This window comes from Brevibacterium sp. 239c (assembly GCF_900169365.1).
Classification (GTDB): domain Bacteria; phylum Actinomycetota; class Actinomycetes; order Actinomycetales; family Brevibacteriaceae; genus Brevibacterium.
In genome coordinates this window covers 1-20,711 of sequence record NZ_FXZH01000033.1, presented here as the reverse complement: position 1 = coordinate 20,711, position 20,711 = coordinate 1, and the positions used below count along the sequence as shown (strand labels likewise).

The window sequence follows — 20,711 nt, the reverse complement described above, 5'->3', positions numbered from 1 at the left end:
TGTCATCATATTTTTACGAGAGGCCGATTGAGATGGACCTTCCCCCGCTTGTCATCATGGGGGTGTCCGGCACAGGGAAGACACTGATCGGCCGTCGCTTGGCTGCAGAACTCAAGCTCGCCTTCGTCGACGCCGATGACCTTCACAGCCCGGACAACAAGGCGAAGATGCACGCTGGGGTCCCTCTCACCGATGAGGACCGATGGCCGTGGCTGAGGAACGTGGCGAACGAGCTGAGCGCGACCCCGCCGCCCGTCGTCGCCTGTTCCGCACTGCGACGCAGCTACCGGGACTATCTGCGGGAGCAGGCCCCGGACACCTTCTTCGTCCATCTCACCGGGGACCGCGAGATCATCGTCGAACATCTCGCGCGGCGTTCGCATGAGTTCATGTCGCCGACTCTCATCGACTCGCAGCTTGAAACCCTGGAGGCCCTCACTGTCGAGGAAGCGCATTTCCTCGCTCCCATCGACCTCTCCCCCGCCGAGGTGTGCCGATACATCATGGAACGCCTCCCCTTTGCCGACTGACCCCTGCCCCGTGTCACCTGACCATTGCCGAACCTCAAGGAAGAGGAAATCGTGACCGAGATCGACCTCAACTGGACGCTGTCCGCCCCCGCACTGCTCGTCATCGCCGCCGCAGCCATCGCCGTGCTGCTGGTCCTCATCATCCGCTTCAGACTGCATGCCTTCATCGCACTCGTCATGGTCAGTGTGCTCACCGCCCTGGCCTCAGGCATCTCCCCCGGCGACCTCGTCCCGGTCATGTACGACGGCTTCGGCTCCACTCTGGCCAGCGTCGCACTCCTCGTTGGCCTCGGCGCCATGTTGGGTCGGATGCTCGAACTCTCCGGCGGGGCACAGGTACTCACGGATGCGCTCATCAAGGTCTTCGGGGAGAAACGGGCGCCCCTGGCTCTGGGCCTGACCTCGCTGCTGTTCGGGTTCCCGATCTTCTTCGATGCCGGTTTGGTCGTCATGCTGCCGATCATCTTCACAGTGGCCAAGCGCCTCGGCGGCTCTCTGCTGCTCTATGCCATGCCATCGGCGATCGCCTTCTCGGCCATGCACATCTTCGTACCGCCGCATCCCGGGCCTGTGGCGGCATCGGGCCTGCTGGGTGCGAACGTCGGCCTCGTCCTCATCTGCGGTCTCATCATCGCTGTTCCCGCCTGGTACCTGTGCGGGTATCTGTTCGGCCTCTTCGTCGGCAAACGCGTCGACGTCCCCGTCCCCTCACTTCTGGCACATGACCCGGCCGAGGAATTCGCAGATTTCAGGTCCTCACCGAAACTCTCAACGGTCCTGTTCCTACTGGCTCTGCCGCTCGTGCTCATCTTCCTCAACACCGGGCTCGACTTCGCCGGTGAGGCCGGCTGGGTCGACGCCGAGTCCACTGCGATCACCTCCTTGCGGATGCTCGGTGAAACTCCGATCGCCCTGCTCATCACTGTCTTGGCGGCGATGTGGCTGCTGGGGTGGCGCAAGAAGAAGGGCGTCAGCATGGTCGAGAACATCGTCGACTCTGCTCTGGGCCCGGTCTGCTCGATCATCCTCATCACCGGAGCCGGCGGCATGTTCGGCGGTGTGCTGCGAGCCAGCGGGATCGGTGATTCCATCGCGGACTCCCTGGCGGCGTTGGGGCTGCCGGTCATCGTGGCCGGATTCGTCATCGCAGCGATCGTGCGCGTCGCCCAAGGCTCGGCGACGGTCGCACTCACGACCGCTGCGGCCCTCATGCAGCCAGTTGTCGTCGGCAACCCGGACTTCTCGAGTCTGCAGGTCGTCGCCATCGTGCTGTCCCTGGCGGCGGGCTCCGTGGTCGCCAGCCATGTCAACGATTCAGGCTTCTGGCTCGTCTCCCGGTTCTTCGGTATGGATACCAAGACCACGCTGAAGACCTGGACCGTGGGCCAGACCATCCTCGGTCTCGTCGGATTCGCCTACAGCCTCGCCCTCTATGGAGTCGCGAGTACGTTCTGATCCCTGCATTCGGATCAGGCCGCAAGGATCAGTACGTCCTGAGGCGGGGCTGCCCCTCCCAGGCGTCTTCCATCTCGGTGAATGCTCGATCCATCATCTTCGTCATCGCGGCATGAGCCCGGTCGGGGTCCCCGTTGCCGATGGCATCGGCGACATCGAAGTGCCATTGCAGCGCATCCGGATGGGGGTATTTCGGCATCAGACCGGCCTGGGTGCGACCGCGCAGGATCTCGGCGACGACGGTGTCGAAGGAGGCGAAGAGTTCATTGCCTCCGGCTCGCAGGACTGCGCGATGGTAGGCGATGTCGACGTCGAGCACTGCTTCCACATCGCCCTTGCTTCCGCTGGCGCGCATTCTTGCGGCCAATCGCATGATCTCCTCGGCCGCATCGACTGAGGCGTGGATCGCAGCAAGGTACGCCGCCTGCGGTTCGATGGCGACCCGCAGTTCCGTCAGCGAGCGCAGCTGCACGGCCGGAGTGGCGACCATTCGCCAGCGCACCACCAGCGGATCGAGGATGGTCCATTCCTGCATCGACAGAATCACCAAGCCCAGGCGACGGATCGGTTTGACCATCCCCAGGGACTCCAGGACGCGCACCACTTCGCGCACCACAGACAGCGACACCTCGTAGCGCACGCGCAGCTCCTCGGCCCTGATGACCGTCCCCGGCGCCAGGGCGCCGGTGACGATGTCCGTGCCGACGGCGTTGAGCAGGCTCTCATGGAGATTGCCACCGGCTGTGCGACCGCCTATCGGCTGGTTGACTGCAGGCCCTGTGCTCGGATCCTCTACGTCAGCCATCAGTGGTGATCGATGACGTGGGCGCCGGGGGCCGGACCTGTGGTCCGCAGTGCCTCCTTGACTCCGCGCGTGGCCTGGAGCAGAACCGCAAGGTCGAGTGCATGGTGGGCGTCGCGGGCGAGGAAGCCGATCGTCGGGCCCGAGCCGCTGAGCAGGGGCAGGAGTGCACCGGCGGCACGGCCGGCCTCCATCACCTCGGCGAGTTCGGGCATGGCCGATATCGCGGCATCGGTGAGGTCATTCGCAGCGGCCGTGGCCAGTGTGTCCGGGTCACCGGCGGCGAGCGCGGTGAGGACCTCGGGAGGCACGACCGCTGGTTCGGGGTCGGGTGTGAGTTCGTCGAACCGTGAGTACATCGCCGGCGTCGACAGCTGCCCCGCCGAGGTGGCCATGACCCAGTGAAATGAACCGCGGGTGAGAACGGGGCTGAGTTTCTCCCCGCGTCCGTGGCCGATCGCCGTTCCCCCGTGGAGGAGGAAGGCGACATCGGCGCCGACGGCGACCGCACAGTCATGGAGGATCGACTCCTCGACTCCCCCGACGAGATGGGCGGCACCGCACAGTGCTGCGGCCGCGTCGGCCGATCCGCCGCCCATGCCGCCGGCGACGGGCACCTGTTTGTCGATGACGATGTCGATGTCACGCAGCACGTCGACATCGCGTTCGTCTTCGAGGGCTGCGATGAGAAGGTTGATGGCCTTGCGGGCGAAGTTCGAGTCGTCCTGGGGCACCTCGGCGTCTCCATACCGGCCGCCCACGACGATCGAACCGCTGCCGCCGGGGATGAGAGTCACGGTCTCGTTGAGGTTGAGTGCTTGGAACACCGTGGCGAGTTCGTGGTATCCGTCATCGCCTGCCCCACCCACGCCGAGGTGGACGTTGATTTTCCCCGGTGCCTGCACCTTCACCGGTGTCTGGGTCGTGGGACGCGAGTGCAGCTGGGCGCTCATGATTGTGGGCTTTCCTGAGCTTCGGTGCCCTCCGCTGCAGTACCCGCTTCTGCGCCGGCCGCCGCGAGTCGTTCGAACTCGGTGACACCGAGGGCTTCGCCGCGCGTCTTCGGGTCGATGTCTGCGGCGCGCAGCAGGTCTTCGGCTTGCTGAGGGCTGCCAGCCCAGTTCGCCAGGGCCGCGCGCAGGGTCTTGCGTCGTTGGGCGAAAGCCGCGTCGACGACACTGAAGAGGCGACGACGCTGTTCGGGGTCACGGTGGGTGCGAGTCACGTCGATGTGGACGAGACCGGAGTCGATGTTCGGTGCCGGCCAGAACACGTTCTTGCCGATGCGTCCGGCCAGGGTGACGTCGCCGTACCACTGAGCCTTGACGCTGGGCACACCGTAGGTGCGTGATCCGGGGCCGGCGGCGAGGCGTTCGGCGACTTCGAGCTGGACCATGACGAGCACGGTCTTGAGGCTCGGGAAGATCTCGAGGAAATGCAGCAGCACCGGCACCGCGACGTTATAGGGCAGGTTCGCGACCAGGGCATCGGGTGCCGTCGGCAGCTCGGTGACCCTGAGCGCATCGGCGTTGACGAGCTCGAAGTTCGCAGGCTCGTCAGAAGCGGCCGTCTGCCCGTATTTCTTCACCGTCGCCGGCAGCCGTGCGGCCAGGACCTCGTCGATCTCCACAGCCGTGACATGATGCCCGGCTTCCAGCAGACCCAATGTCAGCGAGCCCAGGCCGGGGCCGATCTCGACCACGCTGCTGTGGTCCTGAAGCTTCGCGGACGTGACGATCGAGCGCACGGTATTGGGGTCGATGACGAAGTTCTGCCCCTTCTGCTTAGTCGGGCGCAGACCGATGTCGGAGGCGATTTCGCGAATGTCGCGTGCGGTCAATAACGTCACAGCAGACAACTTACAGCACTCGTTCGCAGGCACAATCACCGAACGCCCCTGTCGCCATTTCCTTATACTCCTGCAACATCGTCAGTCATGTGGCTAAGCGGTGACTGCCATACGACCGATACGACTAAGAACCGTCGGCCATACATCCGAGACGCACCAGTCATCGGACCGGCACCAGGACGATAGGGTGAACAGTATGGATCCGCAGACACTCACCGAACTCCTTGACGTTTCCGTGCTCGACCGGCTCGACGGGATCGAGGACCTGCCTGCGGACGAGCTTGCCCGATCGGCAGCTCTGCGCAAGGAGGGCTATTCCGCCGAGGTGACCGCCGGACTGCTGACTCAGGCACAGCTGCGTAAGGACGCCGTGAAGAAACTCGGCCCCTTCGCAGAGGACATGCTGTTCACACGCGATGGTCTGGCCCAAGCCACACGACTGCCCGTCGCCGCCCACCATGCCCGCCGCCTCCTCGGCGAGGGCAAGGACACCCGTGGCAACACAAACACCAATGACGATCAGAGCACCGATGCCGCAGCGGCCGACTCCGCACCCACGATCGCGGATCTGGGCTGTGGGATCGGCGCCGACTCCTTCGCCTTCGCCGGGATGGGCGCCCAGGTCACCGCGGTCGACGCAGACGAGGTCACCGCCGCGATCGCCAGCTTCAACCTCCGCCACCTGGGCAATGCCAGCGTCGAGCATGCCCGCGCAGAGGACGTCGACACCGCCGCATTCGACGCCCTGTGGTTCGACCCTGCCCGCCGCACGGTCGGCAAGGGCACCAAGGGCGGTTCCACCGCACGCATCTTCGACCCCGAAGACTTCTCCCCCTCCCTGTCCTGGGTCATCGACAAGGCGCTCGCGGCGAAATCCGCGGGCGTCAAGCTCGGACCGGCACTCGATCACGGCCTCATTCCCGATGAGGCCGAGGCGCAATGGGTCTCCCACCTCGGCGAGGTCGTCGAGGTCTGCCTCTACTTCGGCGAGGCCCGGCAGCGCCCCGGACGCAGCGCCCTCGTGATGGGTGATCGCACCCTCTTGGTCCACGAAGATGATCTGCCAGAGGACGATGAGGACGGTGTCGGCGAACTCGGCCAGTACCTGCTGGAACCCGATGGAGCGATCGTGCGCGCCGGACTCGTCACTGCACTGTGCGGACCGTTACAGGCTCGTCGCGTCCACCCGAAGATCGCCTACCTGACCACGGACGTCGACCCCAGCGGACCTGCCTCGGCCGGGGTCACCTCCTATGAGGTCACCGATGTGCTGCCGGCAAAGATCCCGAGCCTGCGCAAGGCCCTCATCAGCCGCGGCATCGGCTCGGTCGTGATCAAGAAACGCGGAGCTGATATTGTTCCAGACCAGGTCAGGCGTCAGCTCAAACTTCCGGCAGGAGACAAGGCGACACTGGTCTTCACGCGCCTCGGCGATCGCCATGTCGTCCTCCTGACTCAGCCCTGCTGAACCGACTCCCCCGCACACCGCCCTCGATCCCACCTCACTAGGAGAATCCCCATGAACCGCTCCGACGTTCTCATCACCGCCGACGAACTCCTCGCCCGCCTCTCCGACGACGGATCCACGCCGAGGCTGCTCGACGTCCGCTGGACACTGCAGAAGCCCGATGGCCGAGACGACTTCGCCGCCAGGCACATCCCCGGAGCCATCTACGTCGACATGGACACGGAACTCGCCGCGCGCTCGGATCACGACCCAACCAAGGGCCGTCACCCGCTGCCGTCTGCCGAAGCGTTCCAGGAGCAGGTCCGGACCTGGGGCATCGACCAGCTCACCGAGGTCGTCGTCTATGACGATAATTCCAGCCTCGGCGCTGCCCGAGCATGGTGGCTGCTGCAGTGGGCGGGAATGAAGGCACGTGTCCTCGACGGCGGTCTGAACGCATTCGTTGCAGCCGGAGGCGAGCTGACCGCCGGAGCCGGTGACCCCGTACAACCGAGCACCGTCACGATCACTCCCGATTCGATGCCCGTCCTCGACGCCGATGCTGCCTCAGCGTGGACCGGAGTCCTGCTCGATGCCCGCGCCGGTGAACGCTTCCGCGGAGAAACCGAACCGCTCGACTCCCGGGCCGGCCACATTCCCGGTGCCAGGAGCGCCCCGGCCGCTGAGAACACCGCCGATGGAAAATTCGTCGACGAGGAGACTCTGCGTACGCGCTTCTCAGACCTCGGTGCGCTCGATCAGCCCGTCGGCGTCTACTGCGGCTCCGGCGTCACCGCCTGCCACAATGCTCTGGCGCTGGCGAGCCTCGGTGTTGAGACGAGCCTTTACCCGGCCAGCTGGTCGGGATGGTCCTCCGACCCCGCCCGCCCGGTCGCCACCGGGAGCTGAGACTCGCAGCGCGAGCCTGACAGCCCGCCCGCTGTACCCGCCTCACCTGCGGGCGCCAGCTCGCGAACAGGAGTGCTATCGCCAACGGTTGGTAAGTTCGTCTCGATCCGGTCGCTCGGATCGAGACGAACTTACCAACCGTTCTCCCAACGCCTCACGGTCGCAGTGCCGCACGGTCGCAGCGCCTCACAGTCGCAGTGCCTCACGTTCACCGCACGGTTCGCGTGCTTGTCGCACACTTCGCGTACTCGCCACACTGTTCTTGCGGTCGCCACACTGTTCGCGAGGCCGTAGAAAAGTCATGGCGAAAGTGTCATCTTCGAGTTGTCATACAGACCTATTCGTTACATAATCCCATCGACCATGACGAGAGATGGGTCATATCTATGCTGGAAACCTACGCCGAAACAAGCAACTGTTACAAAAACTCTGGTACTCAATAAGCCTGTGACCAGCATCTTCGTAAACGATCACGACAAAATCCCGTCTAATGTAACGAAAACGTGACATTGGGTCACTGATTGGTTACAGTTGTGAAGGTCGGTCGCGAAAGTGCCGGCTTCACAGCGAGAACCGCACGCCACGCTCGATGTGAAATCTCTACGGACCACAGTGGCGGTTGGGAATCTTCCAATAGGTGACGAGAGGAAAACGTGGCAACTAAGCAACATGGCCGCCGCGCCGCAGAAGCTAAGGTCAAGACCCCTTTGACCGAACTGACCGATATCCTGAGTGCCAATTCCGCCGTCTTCGGACGTCGCGCAGCCGTTGTTGCTGCCAGCGGTGGCCTGCTCACCGCAGCTGTCCTCCCGGCAGCCGGACAAGGAGCCGACGACAACGTCGCAGTCTCCGCTGAGTCAGACGCTCAGACACAGGTTGAGTTCAAGAATCAGACGGCGACCGTCGACGCTGGCGAGGGTTCGTCATCTAAGGACAAAGACAAGAAGCAGGGCGCTTCATTCGGCGCAGAAGTCGAAAACGTCACTGCTGAGGCAGCTCCTAAACCGAAGCCAAAGCCGAAGCCCGTCGAGACAGACGAAGATAAGAGCGACGACGAAGCTGCACCGGCCCCGAAGCCCGCCGAGGACAAAGACGACTCTTCTGATTCCGCAAACACCGGTTCCTCGGACTCCGGTGACAAGGACAAGAGCAAAGACTCCGGCTCCGATGATGCCGGTTCGATCGACGGCTCCAAGGCCGAGCAGGTCATGGGCTGGGCTGCCAAGGGCGTCGGAACCCCATACGTCTACGGTGGAACCTCGCAGAGCGGCTGGGACTGCTCCGGTTACACCGCCTGGGTCTACAGCAAGGTCGGTGTGAACCTGCCTCGCCAGTCCGGTGCTCAGAAGGCTGCCGGCAAGGTCGTCTCGCAGTCTGAAGCCAAGCCCGGTGACCTCATCTGGCACCCCGGCCACGTCGGCATCTACGCCGGTGGCGGACAGATGTACGATGCCGGTTCCCCAGGCTCAGGCACCTCGAAGCGCAGCTACAGCTGGATGGGCAACGTCACTTTCATCCGCGTTCTCTGATCCAATACACATAAAGAAACCCTTCGTCCGGCTTGATGGTCCCAGCCGGATGAAGGGTTTCTTTGTGTCTGAACTCGGTTCCGCAGCTGTCCGAGGTCTCCGCTGCTGCCTGAAACCTCAGTTGCAGTCCGGAGCCTTATCGCTTCCCTCATAGTCGACAGGCAGTTTGCCTGAGGCACTGAGATCTCCCTTGAGCCATTTCGCCACGGCTTTCAGAGCATTGGGGTTGCTGTCATAGGCGGTAACCGCCGATTTTGCCGAGGTATTGCGCATCGTCCACGGTGCAGTAGTGCCCACCGCCACCTCGGCGGAGGTGTTCGGGCTCAGGCTCACACTCGTACCGCCGGACCCGACCTTCAGCCCCGCCTCCTTCGCCGCCTTGGTCAGCGCGGTCTTCTCCTTCTCGGCCCCGCCGACGATGGAGATGGAGTCGGTGCCCTCGAAGGAGCATTCGCCCTTGAGCACCGTCAGCGACTTCTCGGCCACATCGGTCAGAACCTTCTTCGGGTCCTCGGCACCGGCCGCCCCGGCGCCCTCAGAACCAGAATCCTCGGCGAGCGCCTTCTGAGTCTCGGCGGTGGCCAGCTGCATGGCAACCACGCGCTCGGCCTTCTTCACCAGATCGGCCTTCTTCAGGTCACCGTCCTTCATGGCCGTGACCACTGCTTGCTGGGCGGCGGAGGAATCCGGTGGCATCAGAGCGAGATCGGCACCGGCGGACAGGGCTTTGACTGTCTCTCCCCCATTCAGATTCTGGTTCACGGCCTTCATGTTGAGCGCATCGGTGATGATGACGCCGTCGAAGTCGAGGGTCTCCCGCAGCGAGGTGTAGGCGTTCTTGTTCAGCGTCGCCGGCGTCGTTTTCGCGTCGGGGAGGCCGATGTGTCCCATCATCACCATCGGAATGCCGGCCTTGACGGCGGACTTGAACGGCAGTAGGTCCGAGTCTTCGAGTTCCTTGATGTCCTTCTTCGACACCGGAAGGCTCTCGTGCGAGTCGACGTGGAGGCGACCGTGGCCGGGGAAATGCTTCGCGGAACTGGCGACACCGCCGAGGTGGTATCCGGTCACAGCCTGGGCGACGACCTCAGCGACGCCCTTGTGATCGTCCCCGGCCGAGCGCACGTTGATGGCCACGTCCTTCTCGCCGGTGGTGACATCAGCGTCAGGGGCGAAGTCGATCGTGAAGCCCAGGTCGGTGAGGTTCTGGCCCTGCACCTTGGTCGCGTTCTGCGTCAGCTCGGGATCTTGGGTGGCAGAGAGTGCCATCAGCGGTGGGAACGGAAGCGCACCCGTACTCAACCGCGACACCGGACCGCCCTCCTGATCGACGCCGATCGACACGGGCTGTCCCCTGGAGCGGGCACCGTCGACTGCCTCGGTGACGCCCTTGACCTGGTCAGGTGTCGGATTCTCGGGCAGATTGTCGGCCATGATGATGACCCCGCCGAGGTGGTTGTTCTTAAGCATGCTGACCCCGGTCTGCGTGTCGGTGCCTGACCAGGTGCCGATGATGAGTGACCCAGCCAATTCCTCGGCGGAGAACGAATCGACGATATTCTTCGCTTCGTCGGCGAAGTCCTCGGGACTGATATCCGCGGGGTCGACGGCCTTGTCAGGTTTGGCCTTCTGCGCAGTTTGCGGGGAGCCGTCCCCCTCGGTCTTCTTCGGTTGCGGGTCGGAAGTTCCGCCGGAGCAACCAGTCAGGGCGAGTACGGCGGTCGCGGCGATGATGCCAAGTCTGGGGCGCATAGGCACCATGCTAATCGCCGAAGCTGAACCGACGAACTACGCCTGGCGGTGTGATTCGCTGCCGGCTCGGAGTCAGCTGGCCTCAGAGCGCTTCGTGGGCGGCGAGTCGTCGCACGGTCTCCTTCGCACCCTGTTCGTGCAGGGAGGCCAGCGCTGTCAGGTAGTGCCCAGTGAAGCGGGAGTCCTCGGCCAAGGGCCCGAAGAACTGTTCTTGCCGGACGAAGGCCAAAGCATCGACCGCCTGTGAGTTCGCGACCTGCTGCAGCTGTGCGGCAAAACGGTCGACGATGGTGAACGGCGCTCCCTGCTCGTCGCTGCCCTCGGCGTAGCGGGCCCACGATGCGCAGATCGCAGCCGAGACCTCGACCGGTGCCCCGGAACCCAGATTGTCAGCGATGACGGGGACTAGCCATTTGGGGATGCGGTCGGAGGATTCGGCACCGAGTCGGGCCAGAGTGTCGCGGATCTCCGGATTGCTGAAGCGTTCGATGAGTGAGTCTTTGTACCCTTCGAGGTCGATGCCCGGCAGTGGTTCGAGGCTGGGCGTGCCTTCCTCATCCATGTATCTGCGCAGGTAGGAAGCGATATCCGAGTTCTCCATCGCTTCGTGAGCATAGGTGTAGCCGGCGAGGAGGCCGAAGTACGCCAGGCCCTGATGCCCGGAGTTGAGCAGGCGCAGCTTCATGTGCTCATAAGGTCTGACGTCGTCGACGACTTGGACGCCTGCCCGTTCGTACGGAGGCCTGCCTGCAGTGAACGCGTCCTCGAGCACCCACTGGAAGAAGGGTTCAGCGACCACGGGCCAGGCATCCTCGAGTCCCGCGTCCTCGCACAGCTCGGCCCGGTCGGCATCGGTGGTCGCCGGGGTGATCCGATCGACCATGGCGTTCGGGAACGCCACATGGGCATCAATCCAGTCCGCGAGTTCTGGGTCGACGAGGCGGGCGAAGGCACCGAACATCTTCTTCGCCACATGGCCGTTCTCCGCGATATTGTCACACGACTGCACGGTGAATGGGGGCACGCCCGCGTCGCGGCGACGACGCAGGGCCTCGATGACATACCCGAAGACGGTACCCGGCAGCTGCCCCGCGGCCAGTGCTGCCACATCGGCGACGATCGTCGCGTCCTCGGAGATGAATTCCCCGGTCACCGGGTTGACGTTGTATCCGCCCTCGGTGACGGTGAGTGAGACGATGCGGATCTTCTCCTCGCCGAGGAGGTTGATGAGCCCCTGCGGATCATCGGGTCCGTAGCGGTAATCGATGATCGACCCGATCACCCGTCGTTGACGAGTGCCGTCGGGATGTTTGAGTGTCAGGGAGTAGAGGTGGTCCTGTCCGGCGAGCGCATCTCGCATGCGCACGTCGTGGGGCAGGACTCCGGCTCCCACGATTCCCCAGTCTGTGGCCTCTCCCGCGCTCATGAGGTCATCGAGGACCATCGCCATATGGGCCCGGTGGAAGCCGCCGACGCCGAAGTGAACGATGCCGGGAGTCACTGTGCTGCGGTCATAACCGGGTACAGTGACACCGCGTGCCGCAATCTGTTCAAGCGTCGATTCGCGCAGTGACAACAGATCAAGATCATCGTGTGCGCGGTCATCGCGTGCACGACCATCTTGTGCAGGGTTCGTGGCAGGTACAGCGTCTGTGGGTTTCATCATCATCTCTTCCCTGATCGTCGGTCGAGCCGGTCGGACATTCGGTTGAGCATCACTTCACTGCACCCATCGACAGACCCTGGACGAGTTTGTCCTGGGCGGCGATGCCCGCAACGAGCACCGGCACCGAAATGATCAGCGAAGCCGCGCAGACCTGGGACAGGAACAGTCCCTGGGAGGTGACGAAGCTGGTGAGGAACACGGGTGCCGTCGATGCCGCCGTCGAGGTCAGGACGTTGGCGAAGAGCAGTTCGTTCCACGAGAAGATGAAGCAGATGAGGGCTGTGGCCGCCAAACCGGGTGCGGTCAGGGGCAGCAGGATCTGCATGAAGACACGGGGAAGCCGGGCACCGTCGAGCTCGGCGGCCTCGAGCACCTCAACCGGCACCTCGGCGAGGAATGAACGCATCATCCACACGGCGATGGGCATGTTCATCGCGGAGTAGATGATGATGAGCAGGAGCCAGGTGTCGAGGATGCCGAATGCCTGCGCGACCAGGTAGATGGGCAGCAGTCCCGCAACCATCGGCAGCATCTTGGTCGACAGCAGGAAGAACAGCACGTCTGACCAACGCTTGATCCGGCGAATGGCCAGCGAGTACGCGGCCATCGTCGACAGGACCAGGACGATGAGGGTCGAGACGATCGCCGCGACCGCGGAATTGATCAGCGCCGGCCAGGGGTTCGCACCGCTGCCTCCGCCGAAGAAGTTGCTGTAGGAGTCCAGGGTCAGGGGTGCGAAGAAGCTGGGCGGATTCGTCGAGGCATCTGTTTCGGCATGCAAGCTGGTCAGCAGCATCCACAGCAGCGGGGACACGAAGAGTAGTCCCACGAGCCAAGCCAGGAGGCCGAGCAGAACTTTTCCGGTTCTGCCCTGCCCCGCACGCCTGGGCGCACTTGCCTTCTGACGCGGAGGACTGCCGTCTGCCGGGTCGGTGGTGGCCTGGCCGACAGGGTCTGCAGGCCCCGTGGATGCTGTCGATGCAGACATGTCTGAGGTGCTCATGAGTTCTCCTCCTTGAGCAGAGTGGACGCGGTTCGCAGTGCGAAGGTCGCGATGACAAGTGAGGCGATGACGACGATGACGCCGACGGCGGAGGCGACTCCGTAGTCTTGGGCAACGAAGAACTCCTGGTAGATGACATAGGGCAGGTTCGCGGTTCCGAGTCCGCCGGAGGTCATCGTGAAGACGGTGTCGAAGTTCTGCACGATGTAGATCGTGCCGAGCAGCGCCGCGAGTTCGATGTAGCGGCGCAGGTGCGGCAACGTGATGAATCGGAATGTCTGACCAGGTCCGGCACCGTCCACCAGAGCCGCCTCGTAGACGTCCATGGGTCGCGACTGCAGACCGGCCAGCATGATGAGCATCATGAACGGGGTCCACTGCCAGACGAGCACGATTCCGATCCCCAGCAGCGGGTGTGTGCTCATCAGGTCCGGCTGCGGCGCATTCTCACCGAAGACGGAGGTCAGCAACCCATTGACCAGTCCATAGGAGGGGTTGAAGATCGCATGTTTGAACAGCAGTGCCGCGGCTACGGGAACGACCAGGAATGGAGTGATCATCAGCGTGCGCACGAACCCACGTCCGATGAATTTGCGGTCGAGGAGAAGCGCGATGGCCAATCCCAGCACAGCCGAGACCAGCACAACAGAGACGGTCAGCCCCACGGTGACGAATACCGCACGCAGCAGATCCGCATTCGTGAAGACGGTGATGTAGTTCTGCAGGGTGCCGAAGCTGATGTCATCGGGGTAGGCGGCGTTCCATTTCATGAACGAGATGACGATCGTGATCGCGAACGGAATCTGCGTGACGAGGATGACGAAGATCAGAGCCGGCAGCATTGGGGCCCGCAGCGACCACCGCTTGCGAGCACTCGAGGATGCGGGGCTGGGCGAGGTGGGTGCGGGCGCTGCCCGAGTTCGGCGATCTTGCGCAGGAGCTGACATGGACGACCTCCGGTGATGGATGACAGTGGGTGGCAGTGTGGCCGGATGCTTGGGCGGAGACGCGATCGCCTCCGCCCAAGCCGCCTGAGTCACTTCTTGTACTTGTCTCCGACCTTCTCTGCTTCCTTCTGTCCCTTCTTCAGCGCCTTGTCCACTGTGGTGCGTCCGGCGATCGCCGAACTGATGTCCTCGGAGATGCCCGTCGCCAGATCAGCGAATTCGGGAATCGTCACGAACTGCACTCCGAGAGTCGGACGCGGCTGCACACCGGGGTTCTTCGGATCGGCCGAGTTGATGGCGTCCTCGGTCTGCTTGTAGAACGGTTTCGCGGCCTTCTGGTAGTCCTTGTTCTCGTAGGTCGAGGTGCGTTTGCCTGCGGGCACGTGCTGCCAGCCCAGTTCTTCGGCAACGGTCTCTTCATAATCCTGCGACGAGGCCCAGGCGACGAACTGCTTTGCAGCATCCTGGTTCTTTCCTGCCTTCTGGATGCCCCAGGCCCAGGTGTAGAGCCATGAACTCGACTTGGTCTCCTTCACCGGAGCTGCGACGTATCCGACCTTGCCTTTGACCGGTGAGTCATCGGCTTCGAGAGTTCCCGTAGCAGCCGTCGAGTCGTACCACATCGCAACATTGCCCTGTTGCAGGTTGGTCAGGCATTCGGTGTATCCGGCCTGTGGTGCTCCTGATTCGCCGTGGTCGTTGATGAGATCGACGTAGAAGTTCGTCGCTTCTTTGAACTCTTTGGAATCAACCTGAGCGTCCCAGTTCTCATCGAACCAAGTTCCGCCGAAGGTATTGACCACGGTGGTCAGGGGCGCGAACATCTCGCCCCAGCCGGGCAGGCCGCGTAGGCAGATGCCTTTGGTTCCCTTCTCGGCACCGTCGACCTTCTTCGCCAGATCGGCGACCTCGTCCCAGGTGGGATTGTCCGGCATGGTCGCCTTCGCCTTTTCGAAGATGTCCTTCCGGTACATCAGGAAGGAACCTTCGCCGTAGAACGGCTCCCCGTAGATCTGGTCCTCATAGGTCATCGATTCGGCCATCGGCGCGAGGATGTCGTCCTGGTCGAACCCCTTGGCATCGACGACCCCCTCGTCCATCGAGGTCAGCCACCCGTTCTTGGCGTATGTCGGGACTTCGTAGTTCGACATCGAGGCCACATCGTAATTGCCCGCCTGGGCGGAGAACTCCTGACCGATCTTGGCGCGGACCTCGTTCTCCGGCAGCACCGTATAGTTGACCTTGATGCCGGTGTCCTTGGTGAAATGATCCGCGGTGAGCTTCTGCAGGTCCTGCATCTGCGGATTGTTGACCATGAGTACGTTGACTTCTTCGTTTCCTCCGCCGCTCGAACTGCCTCCGGCGCCACCACACCCTGCGAGTGTGAGTGCTCCGACCACTCCGATGGCCGCCGCTGTGACAGCCCGGCTCGTGATCTTCTGCTTCATCGTGATTACCTTCCCTCGCCATTGCGGGATTACTGCCCGCCCTCGGGTGTGCTTGAAGAAATACATATGAGCATCAGTGCTCACATGTGCAATACTGTGTCATGATTTAATCAGATGTGCAATAGATCACAGATGAGCGACGACGTGGCCGCAATCGACTCGAGAGGAGGGCCATGAGCACAGCACCCACCGCCAGACACCGCCGGTTCCTGGCTCAGCTGGCCAGAGAGCACTATGTTCAGGGCCGTTCGAAGGTGGAACTGGGCAAGGCCCACGGACTCAGCCGATTCCAAATCGCTCGCCTGCTGCAAGAAGCCGTCGACAATGGAGTCGTCACGATCACAATCGAAGCCGATGCCGGCGCCGACGAGGGCAGAGCCGAAGCGCTCGCGGCGACACTTGGCCTGAGGTCAGCAGTCATCGTCGACCTTGAACACGAGGGTGACGCCGCCCAGCGAATGGGACGTGCCGCACTCTCCTACGTCGACCGTCGTGCTCGCCCGGGGATGCGCATCGGGCTGGCCTGGTCACGCACACTCGACGCAGCGGCACAATTCGCTCCCGCACTCCCCCGCTGCACCGTCGTCCAGCTCGCCGGTGCACTCCAGCTCGGCTCGCAGCGTCCCAGTTCCGGGATCTTCGCTCGGTTGGGACAGGACGCCGCCGTGACCATGGTTCGGCTGCCGGCTCCTCTGCTGGTCACCGAGGCGGACACCGCCGCCGATCTCAGCGCCCTGCCCGAGATCTCCAGTGCCCTTGCCGCAGCGGACGATCTCGATCTTGCAGTCATCTCCGTCGCCGCCTGGGCGCAGGAGCAGTCCTCGGTCTGGGAGAAGTGCAGCCCCGAGCAACGCGCGGCAGGGTTGGCTGACGGAGCAGTGGCCGAAGCCTCCGGGCGCCTCTTCAATGCCGCCGGGGTCGAGGTCGACACCATCGACGATCGTGTCATCGCCGTCACCCTCGATCAGCTGCGACACGCAGCGACCACCGTCGGTGTGGCTCGCGGAGCGCAGCGCGCCGAGGCTGTTCGCGCAGCCTGCGCCGCAGGCATCCTCGACGTCGTCATCGTCGACGAGGCATTGGCCGGAGAAATCCTCGACCGCTCGGCGAACGAGGCACAGCCAGACGCGCAACCTGCTGTGCAGTCCGAGGAGTCCCGATGACTGCCGACCACGGAGTCCCGGTGCCTACCGAGCGCAATGCCCCACTGGCTGAAACCCCACTGACTTCAGAACGCGGCTTGGTCGCCGGAGTCGATTCCTCGACACAGAGCTGCAAGGTCGTCATCGTGGACCCAGACACAGGGCAGATTCTGCGCACCGGGTCGGCCCCCCATCCTGCTGGAACCGAGGTCGACCCCGAAGCCTGGTGGTTCGCCCTGCAGGAGGCAATCTCTGACGCGGGTGGCTTCACTGATATCGCCGCCGTGAGCATCAGCGGACAGCAGCATGGTCTCATCACTCTCGACCAGCACGGGCAGGTCATCCGCGACGCTCTGCTGTGGAACGATCTGCGCAGCGACGCGGCAGCTCGGGCACTCATCACAGAGATCGGGGCAGACGAGTTCGTCGACCGGGTCGGCGTGGTTCCTGTTGCATCGTTCACCGGGGCCAAGCTGCGGTGGCTGCGCGATCATGAGCCCGAGAATGCTTGCAGGGTGGCAGCCGTGGCCTTGCCCCATGATTGGCTGACCTGGCGCCTCCTGGGTTACGGACCGCATGATTCGGCCGCGCCTCGAGGTCCTGTCCTCGAGGCGCTCGTCACCGATGCCTCCGATGCCAGTGGAACTGCGTATTTCTCGGCGGTCACCGGACGCTACGACCTTGACCTCTTCCGCACAGCATTCGGTGCCACGGCGCGAGAGGCTGGTGCCCCCAAGGCTGAAGCGGCCGCTGACACCGCACCCATCATCCTGCCTCGTGTCCTGCAGCCCCACGAGAGTGCCGGTCAAACACCCGAGGGCATTCTCGTCGGCCCTGGCGCCGGAGACAATGCGGCAGCCGCATTCGGACTCGGAGCCGTACCAGGCGACGTCGTCATCTCGATCGGCACCTCGGGAACCGTCTTCAGCCCCACCGAACTCAAGATCAACGATCCGTCCGGAATCGTCGCCGGATTCGCCTCGGCCGACGGTGGGCGGCTTCCACTCGTCGCCACCCTCAACGCCGCCCGTGTCCTCGACTCTGCGGCAGCGGTGCTGCGAGCCAGCCATACCGACGTGGCTGCACTGGCCCTCGCCTCGACTCCTGGTGCCGATGGGCTCACTCTCGTCCCCTATTTCGAGGGCGAGCGCACTCCCAACCTTCCTGATGCAACAGCCCGCTTAGAAGGCATGACCTTGGCGAATTCGTCTCCGGAGAATATCGCCCGAGCTTTTGTCGAGGGCATGCTGTGCGGTCTGGCGGACGGGCTCCAAGCGGTGCTGCGACAGGGCCTGAGCGTCAGACGACTGCTCCTCATCGGCGGGGCGGCCCGCAACCCTGCAGTGCGCGAGGTGGCCAGAGACATCTTCACCGTTCCCATCGACGTACCCGAGCAGGCTGAGTACGTGGCCATCGGAGCCGCGCGGCAAGCGGCCTGGACATTGACCGGCACCTCACCGAGGTGGCAGGTCGAACTCGTCGCAACTCTGCACCCGAGACCATCACGGGTACGCGAGCAGTATCGCTCGTTCGCTCGCACCAGCGTCACCGATGACAACAGCCCTACCCACGAGAAGTCACACAATGATCACCGCAGATCGTCGGGTGCCCACGCACCCGTGGAAGGTTGAGATTCACTATGGCAACAGTCACTTTCGATAAGGCAATGCGCCAGTACCCAGACACGCTCACCCCGTCAGTCAATGAGATCAGCCTCGATATCGCCGATGGTGAGTTCCTCGTCCTGGTCGGTCCTTCTGGCTGCGGGAAATCCACAACTCTGCGTATGCTCGCCGGCCTCGAACCCGTCGACGGAGGGCACATCAGAATCGGTCAGGACGATGTCACCGAGGTTTCGCCTCGGGAGCGAGACATCGCCATGGTGTTCCAGAACTATGCGCTCTACCCACATATGAGTGTCGGGGAGAACATGGCCTTCGCACTCAAGATCGCTGGTGTGGCCAAGACCGAACGCAATGAACGGGTGCGTGAGGCCGCTCAGCTGCTCGACCTCGAGCCCTACCTCGACCGCAAGCCGAAGGCCCTCTCCGGCGGGCAACGACAGCGGGTGGCCATGGGACGAGCCATCGTGCGTTCCCCGAAGGTGTTCCTCATGGACGAACCACTGTCGAACCTCGATGCCAAACTGCGGGTGCAGACTCGTGCACAGATCGCCTCACTCACGCGCCGCCTCGGCGTGACCACTGTCTACGTCACGCACGACCAGGTCGAGGCGATGACGATGGGCGATCGGGTTGCGGTGCTCGCTGACGGGAGGCTGCAGCAGGTGGACACTCCGCGGGGGCTCTACGACCGACCCGCGAATCTCTTCGTGGCTGGCTTCATGGGTTCTCCGGCGATGAACCTCATCGATCTGCCGCTGCGTGACGGGGTGCTGCACATCGGTGAGTCAGAGATCGGACTGAGTGACGCGCAGCGCTCGGAGCTCACAGAGGATCAGGTGACGGCCGGAATCCGCCCGGAGGACTTCCGACTCGAGCCCAGTGGCGGTCTGGAAGTCAGGGTGGACCTAGTCGAGGAACTCGGCGCCGATGCCTATGTGCATGGTCGGGCAACAGAGGGTGCCGGTGACATTCCGATCGTAGCCCGAGTCAGTGGACGCACACGCGTGGTCAGAGGTGACCTGGTCAGGGCCGTCCCCAACTTCTCTCGCCTCCACCTCTTCGACTCACAAACTGGTGCGCGTCTGTCCGATGAGGCCGAATCTGCGGCCTGAATGTGGCGCTCAACAAACGGCCGAGGCAAGAAAATCGGGCGCGGAATACTATGATCGACCCATGGTCGATTTCGCACGCTCACCCCGCTCCACGCTTGGAGTCGAATGGGAACTGGCTCTCTTGGACGGGGACAGCCTTGATCTGACTCCCGCTGCCGATGTTCTCCTCGCCGATGTCGCCCAGTGTGCCCCCGAGTTCGAGAAGCAGATCGTGGGTGAAATGCTCACGAACACGATCGAGCTCGTCACCGGCGTCCACAAGCAGGTCGCCGGTATCGCTGAGGACCTGGCCACGTCAATGGGTGCCCTGCGCACCCTGACCGACGGTCGCGGGATCGAACTCATGTCTGCCGGGACCCACCCATTCGCACAGTGGCAGTCACAGGAGGTCCGAGACAAGGACCGCTACCTCGAGCTTGTCGATCGCACCCAGTGGTGGGGTCGGAATATGCTCATCTTCGGCGTGCACGTCCATGTCGGCATCGACTCCCGGGACAAGGTCCTGCCGATCGTCAACGCACTCCTTGCCTACGTCCCCCATCTGCAGGCTCTGAGCGCATCATCACCCTTCTGGGGCGGAACCGACACCGGTTACGCCTCGAACCGGGCGATGATGTTCCAGCAGCTGCCCACCGCAGGTCTGCCGTTCCAGTTCGAAGCGTGGTCAGACTATGAGAAGTATGTCGACGACATGCTCACCACCGGCATCATCGACAACATCAATGAGATCCGCTGGGATATTCGTCCTGCCCCGCACTGGGGAACCGTTGAGGTCAGAGTCTGTGACGGGCTGCCCACGCTCGAGGAGATCACCGCGATCACAGCCCTCATACAGTGCCTCGTCGACGACTTCTCTGTCCGTCTTGATGCCGGCGAGGCCCTGCCGACGATGCCGGACTGGTTCCACGATGAGAATAAGTGGCGTGCTGCCCGTTACGGCATGGACGCCATCATCATCGAGAACGCCGAGGCTGATGAGCGCCTGGTCACCGAATGCTTGGCCGATGAGGTCGCACGTCTGGCCCCGGTGGCCGAACGCCTGGGCTGCCTCAGCGAGCTGAATTCCATCACCTCGATCATCGACCGCGGTGTGCCCTACCAGCGGCTGCAGAACGTGTACAAGGACACTGAGTCACTGACCGAGGTGACCAGGTCCCTGATCAGCGACCTGCGCACCTCGTATATCTGAGCCCGCTGCCGTCTGGCAGCACCCTCGCAACTGCCGCCGGGTAGTATCACTGCGGCAACGCCGGAGCTTCGAAACACCTAGGCGTGCAGAGTGGTATCGGCGCTCCGGCGCTGTCTCGACGTTGCGCGGCCGAGTGCAGCGAGAACCAGCGTGCCCACAGGCACCTCCCGCGCTTACAGCCCCCCCCCGTTACCTTTTAAGTAGCCCCGACTTCCGTCAGGATAGAAGGGGTCGCTGGCCTAAGATTCCCGGCATGATTCATGCCCCCAGCCGTTCATGGTCCGGGGGGTGTTGTCACCGGGAGTC

General features: G+C 63.5%; 17 protein-coding genes. 9 read left to right on the top strand and 8 right to left on the bottom strand.

Annotated elements, in window-relative coordinates; genetic code table 11:
* Positions 1-32 precede the first annotated feature (32 nt).
* The gene (locus tag BSP239C_RS19565; RefSeq protein ID WP_101574997.1) at positions 33-530 is read left to right on the top strand and encodes a gluconokinase; all 498 of its coding nucleotides are present in this window, start codon (positions 33-35) and stop codon (positions 528-530) included.
* Positions 531-581: 51 nt separating this feature from the next.
* Positions 582-1,985, top strand: a complete 1,404-nt coding sequence (locus BSP239C_RS19560; RefSeq protein ID WP_180959113.1) for a GntP family permease — start codon at positions 582-584, stop codon at positions 1,983-1,985.
* 28 nt (positions 1,986-2,013) lie between these two features.
* On the opposite strand, the gene BSP239C_RS19555 is transcribed toward BSP239C_RS19560, so the two are convergent.
* Genes BSP239C_RS19555 through rsmA form a run of 3 tightly spaced genes read right to left on the bottom strand, consistent with a single transcriptional unit; the run spans position 2,014 to position 4,636 of the window.
* Positions 2,014-2,790, bottom strand: coding sequence for a FadR/GntR family transcriptional regulator (locus BSP239C_RS19555; protein WP_226841792.1), 777 nt, complete (start codon positions 2,788-2,790; stop codon positions 2,014-2,016).
* Positions 2,790-3,740, bottom strand: a complete 951-nt coding sequence (locus tag BSP239C_RS19550; protein ID WP_101574996.1) for a 4-(cytidine 5'-diphospho)-2-C-methyl-D-erythritol kinase — start codon at positions 3,738-3,740, stop codon at positions 2,790-2,792. Before BSP239C_RS19550 ends, BSP239C_RS19555 begins: the two co-directional genes overlap by 1 nt.
* Complete coding sequence (gene rsmA / locus BSP239C_RS19545) at positions 3,737-4,636, bottom strand: 16S rRNA (adenine(1518)-N(6)/adenine(1519)-N(6))-dimethyltransferase RsmA (protein ID WP_101574995.1); 900 nt, start codon at positions 4,634-4,636, stop codon at positions 3,737-3,739. Before rsmA ends, BSP239C_RS19550 begins: the two co-directional genes overlap by 4 nt.
* 196 nt (positions 4,637-4,832) lie before the next feature.
* Here rsmA and BSP239C_RS19540 point away from each other — a divergent pair, with 196 nt between their 5' ends.
* The 3 genes from BSP239C_RS19540 to BSP239C_RS19530 all read left to right on the top strand — a co-directional run bounded on the left by BSP239C_RS19540 (position 4,833) and on the right by BSP239C_RS19530 (position 8,521).
* On the top strand, positions 4,833-6,104 hold the full coding sequence (locus BSP239C_RS19540) for a class I SAM-dependent methyltransferase (protein WP_101574994.1): 1,272 nt from the start codon (positions 4,833-4,835) through the stop codon (positions 6,102-6,104).
* Between the two features lie 51 nt (positions 6,105-6,155).
* Positions 6,156-6,992: a sulfurtransferase gene (locus BSP239C_RS19535; RefSeq protein WP_101574993.1), complete on the top strand. Its 837-nt coding sequence runs from the start codon at positions 6,156-6,158 to the stop codon at positions 6,990-6,992.
* 653 nt (positions 6,993-7,645) lie between these two features.
* Complete coding sequence (locus BSP239C_RS19530) at positions 7,646-8,521, top strand: C40 family peptidase (RefSeq protein ID WP_101574992.1); 876 nt, start codon at positions 7,646-7,648, stop codon at positions 8,519-8,521.
* A 117-nt stretch (positions 8,522-8,638) separates the two neighbouring features.
* Here BSP239C_RS19530 and BSP239C_RS19525 read toward each other — a convergent pair whose 3' ends face one another.
* The 5 genes from BSP239C_RS19525 to BSP239C_RS19505 all read right to left on the bottom strand — a co-directional run bounded on the left by BSP239C_RS19525 (position 8,639) and on the right by BSP239C_RS19505 (position 15,337).
* Positions 8,639-10,273 (bottom strand): glycoside hydrolase family 3 N-terminal domain-containing protein, encoded by a 1,635-nt coding sequence (locus BSP239C_RS19525; protein WP_101574991.1) that lies wholly within the window; start codon positions 10,271-10,273, stop codon positions 8,639-8,641.
* Between the two features lie 82 nt (positions 10,274-10,355).
* A complete protein-coding gene (locus tag BSP239C_RS19520; protein ID WP_101575003.1) occupies positions 10,356-11,936 on the bottom strand; it encodes a mannitol dehydrogenase family protein in 1,581 nt (526 codons plus the stop codon).
* A gap of 52 nt (positions 11,937-11,988) precedes the next feature.
* Positions 11,989-12,942: a carbohydrate ABC transporter permease gene (locus tag BSP239C_RS19515; protein WP_101574990.1), complete on the bottom strand. Its 954-nt coding sequence runs from the start codon at positions 12,940-12,942 to the stop codon at positions 11,989-11,991.
* The gene (locus BSP239C_RS19510) at positions 12,939-13,889 is read right to left on the bottom strand and encodes a carbohydrate ABC transporter permease (RefSeq protein ID WP_101575002.1); all 951 of its coding nucleotides are present in this window, start codon (positions 13,887-13,889) and stop codon (positions 12,939-12,941) included. The genes BSP239C_RS19515 and BSP239C_RS19510 overlap by 4 nt, the downstream gene beginning before the upstream one ends.
* 89 nt (positions 13,890-13,978) lie before the next feature.
* Positions 13,979-15,337 carry a sugar ABC transporter substrate-binding protein gene (locus BSP239C_RS19505; protein ID WP_101574989.1) on the bottom strand — a complete coding sequence of 453 codons (1,359 nt, stop codon included), beginning with the start codon at positions 15,335-15,337 and terminating at the stop codon, positions 13,979-13,981.
* 173 nt (positions 15,338-15,510) lie between these two features.
* Here BSP239C_RS19505 and BSP239C_RS19500 point away from each other — a divergent pair, with 173 nt between their 5' ends.
* From BSP239C_RS19500 to BSP239C_RS19485, 4 genes are all read left to right on the top strand, one after another.
* A complete protein-coding gene (locus BSP239C_RS19500) occupies positions 15,511-16,500 on the top strand; it encodes a sugar-binding transcriptional regulator (protein WP_101574988.1) in 990 nt (329 codons plus the stop codon).
* On the top strand, positions 16,497-18,110 hold the full coding sequence (gene xylB, locus BSP239C_RS19495; protein WP_101574987.1) for a xylulokinase: 1,614 nt from the start codon (positions 16,497-16,499) through the stop codon (positions 18,108-18,110). The genes BSP239C_RS19500 and xylB overlap by 4 nt, the downstream gene beginning before the upstream one ends.
* 8 nt (positions 18,111-18,118) lie before the next feature.
* Complete coding sequence (locus tag BSP239C_RS19490) at positions 18,119-19,216, top strand: ABC transporter ATP-binding protein (protein ID WP_101574986.1); 1,098 nt, start codon at positions 18,119-18,121, stop codon at positions 19,214-19,216.
* 61 nt (positions 19,217-19,277) lie between these two features.
* A complete protein-coding gene (locus BSP239C_RS19485; RefSeq protein WP_101574985.1) occupies positions 19,278-20,405 on the top strand; it encodes a glutamate--cysteine ligase in 1,128 nt (375 codons plus the stop codon).
* Positions 20,406-20,711 lie beyond the last annotated feature (306 nt).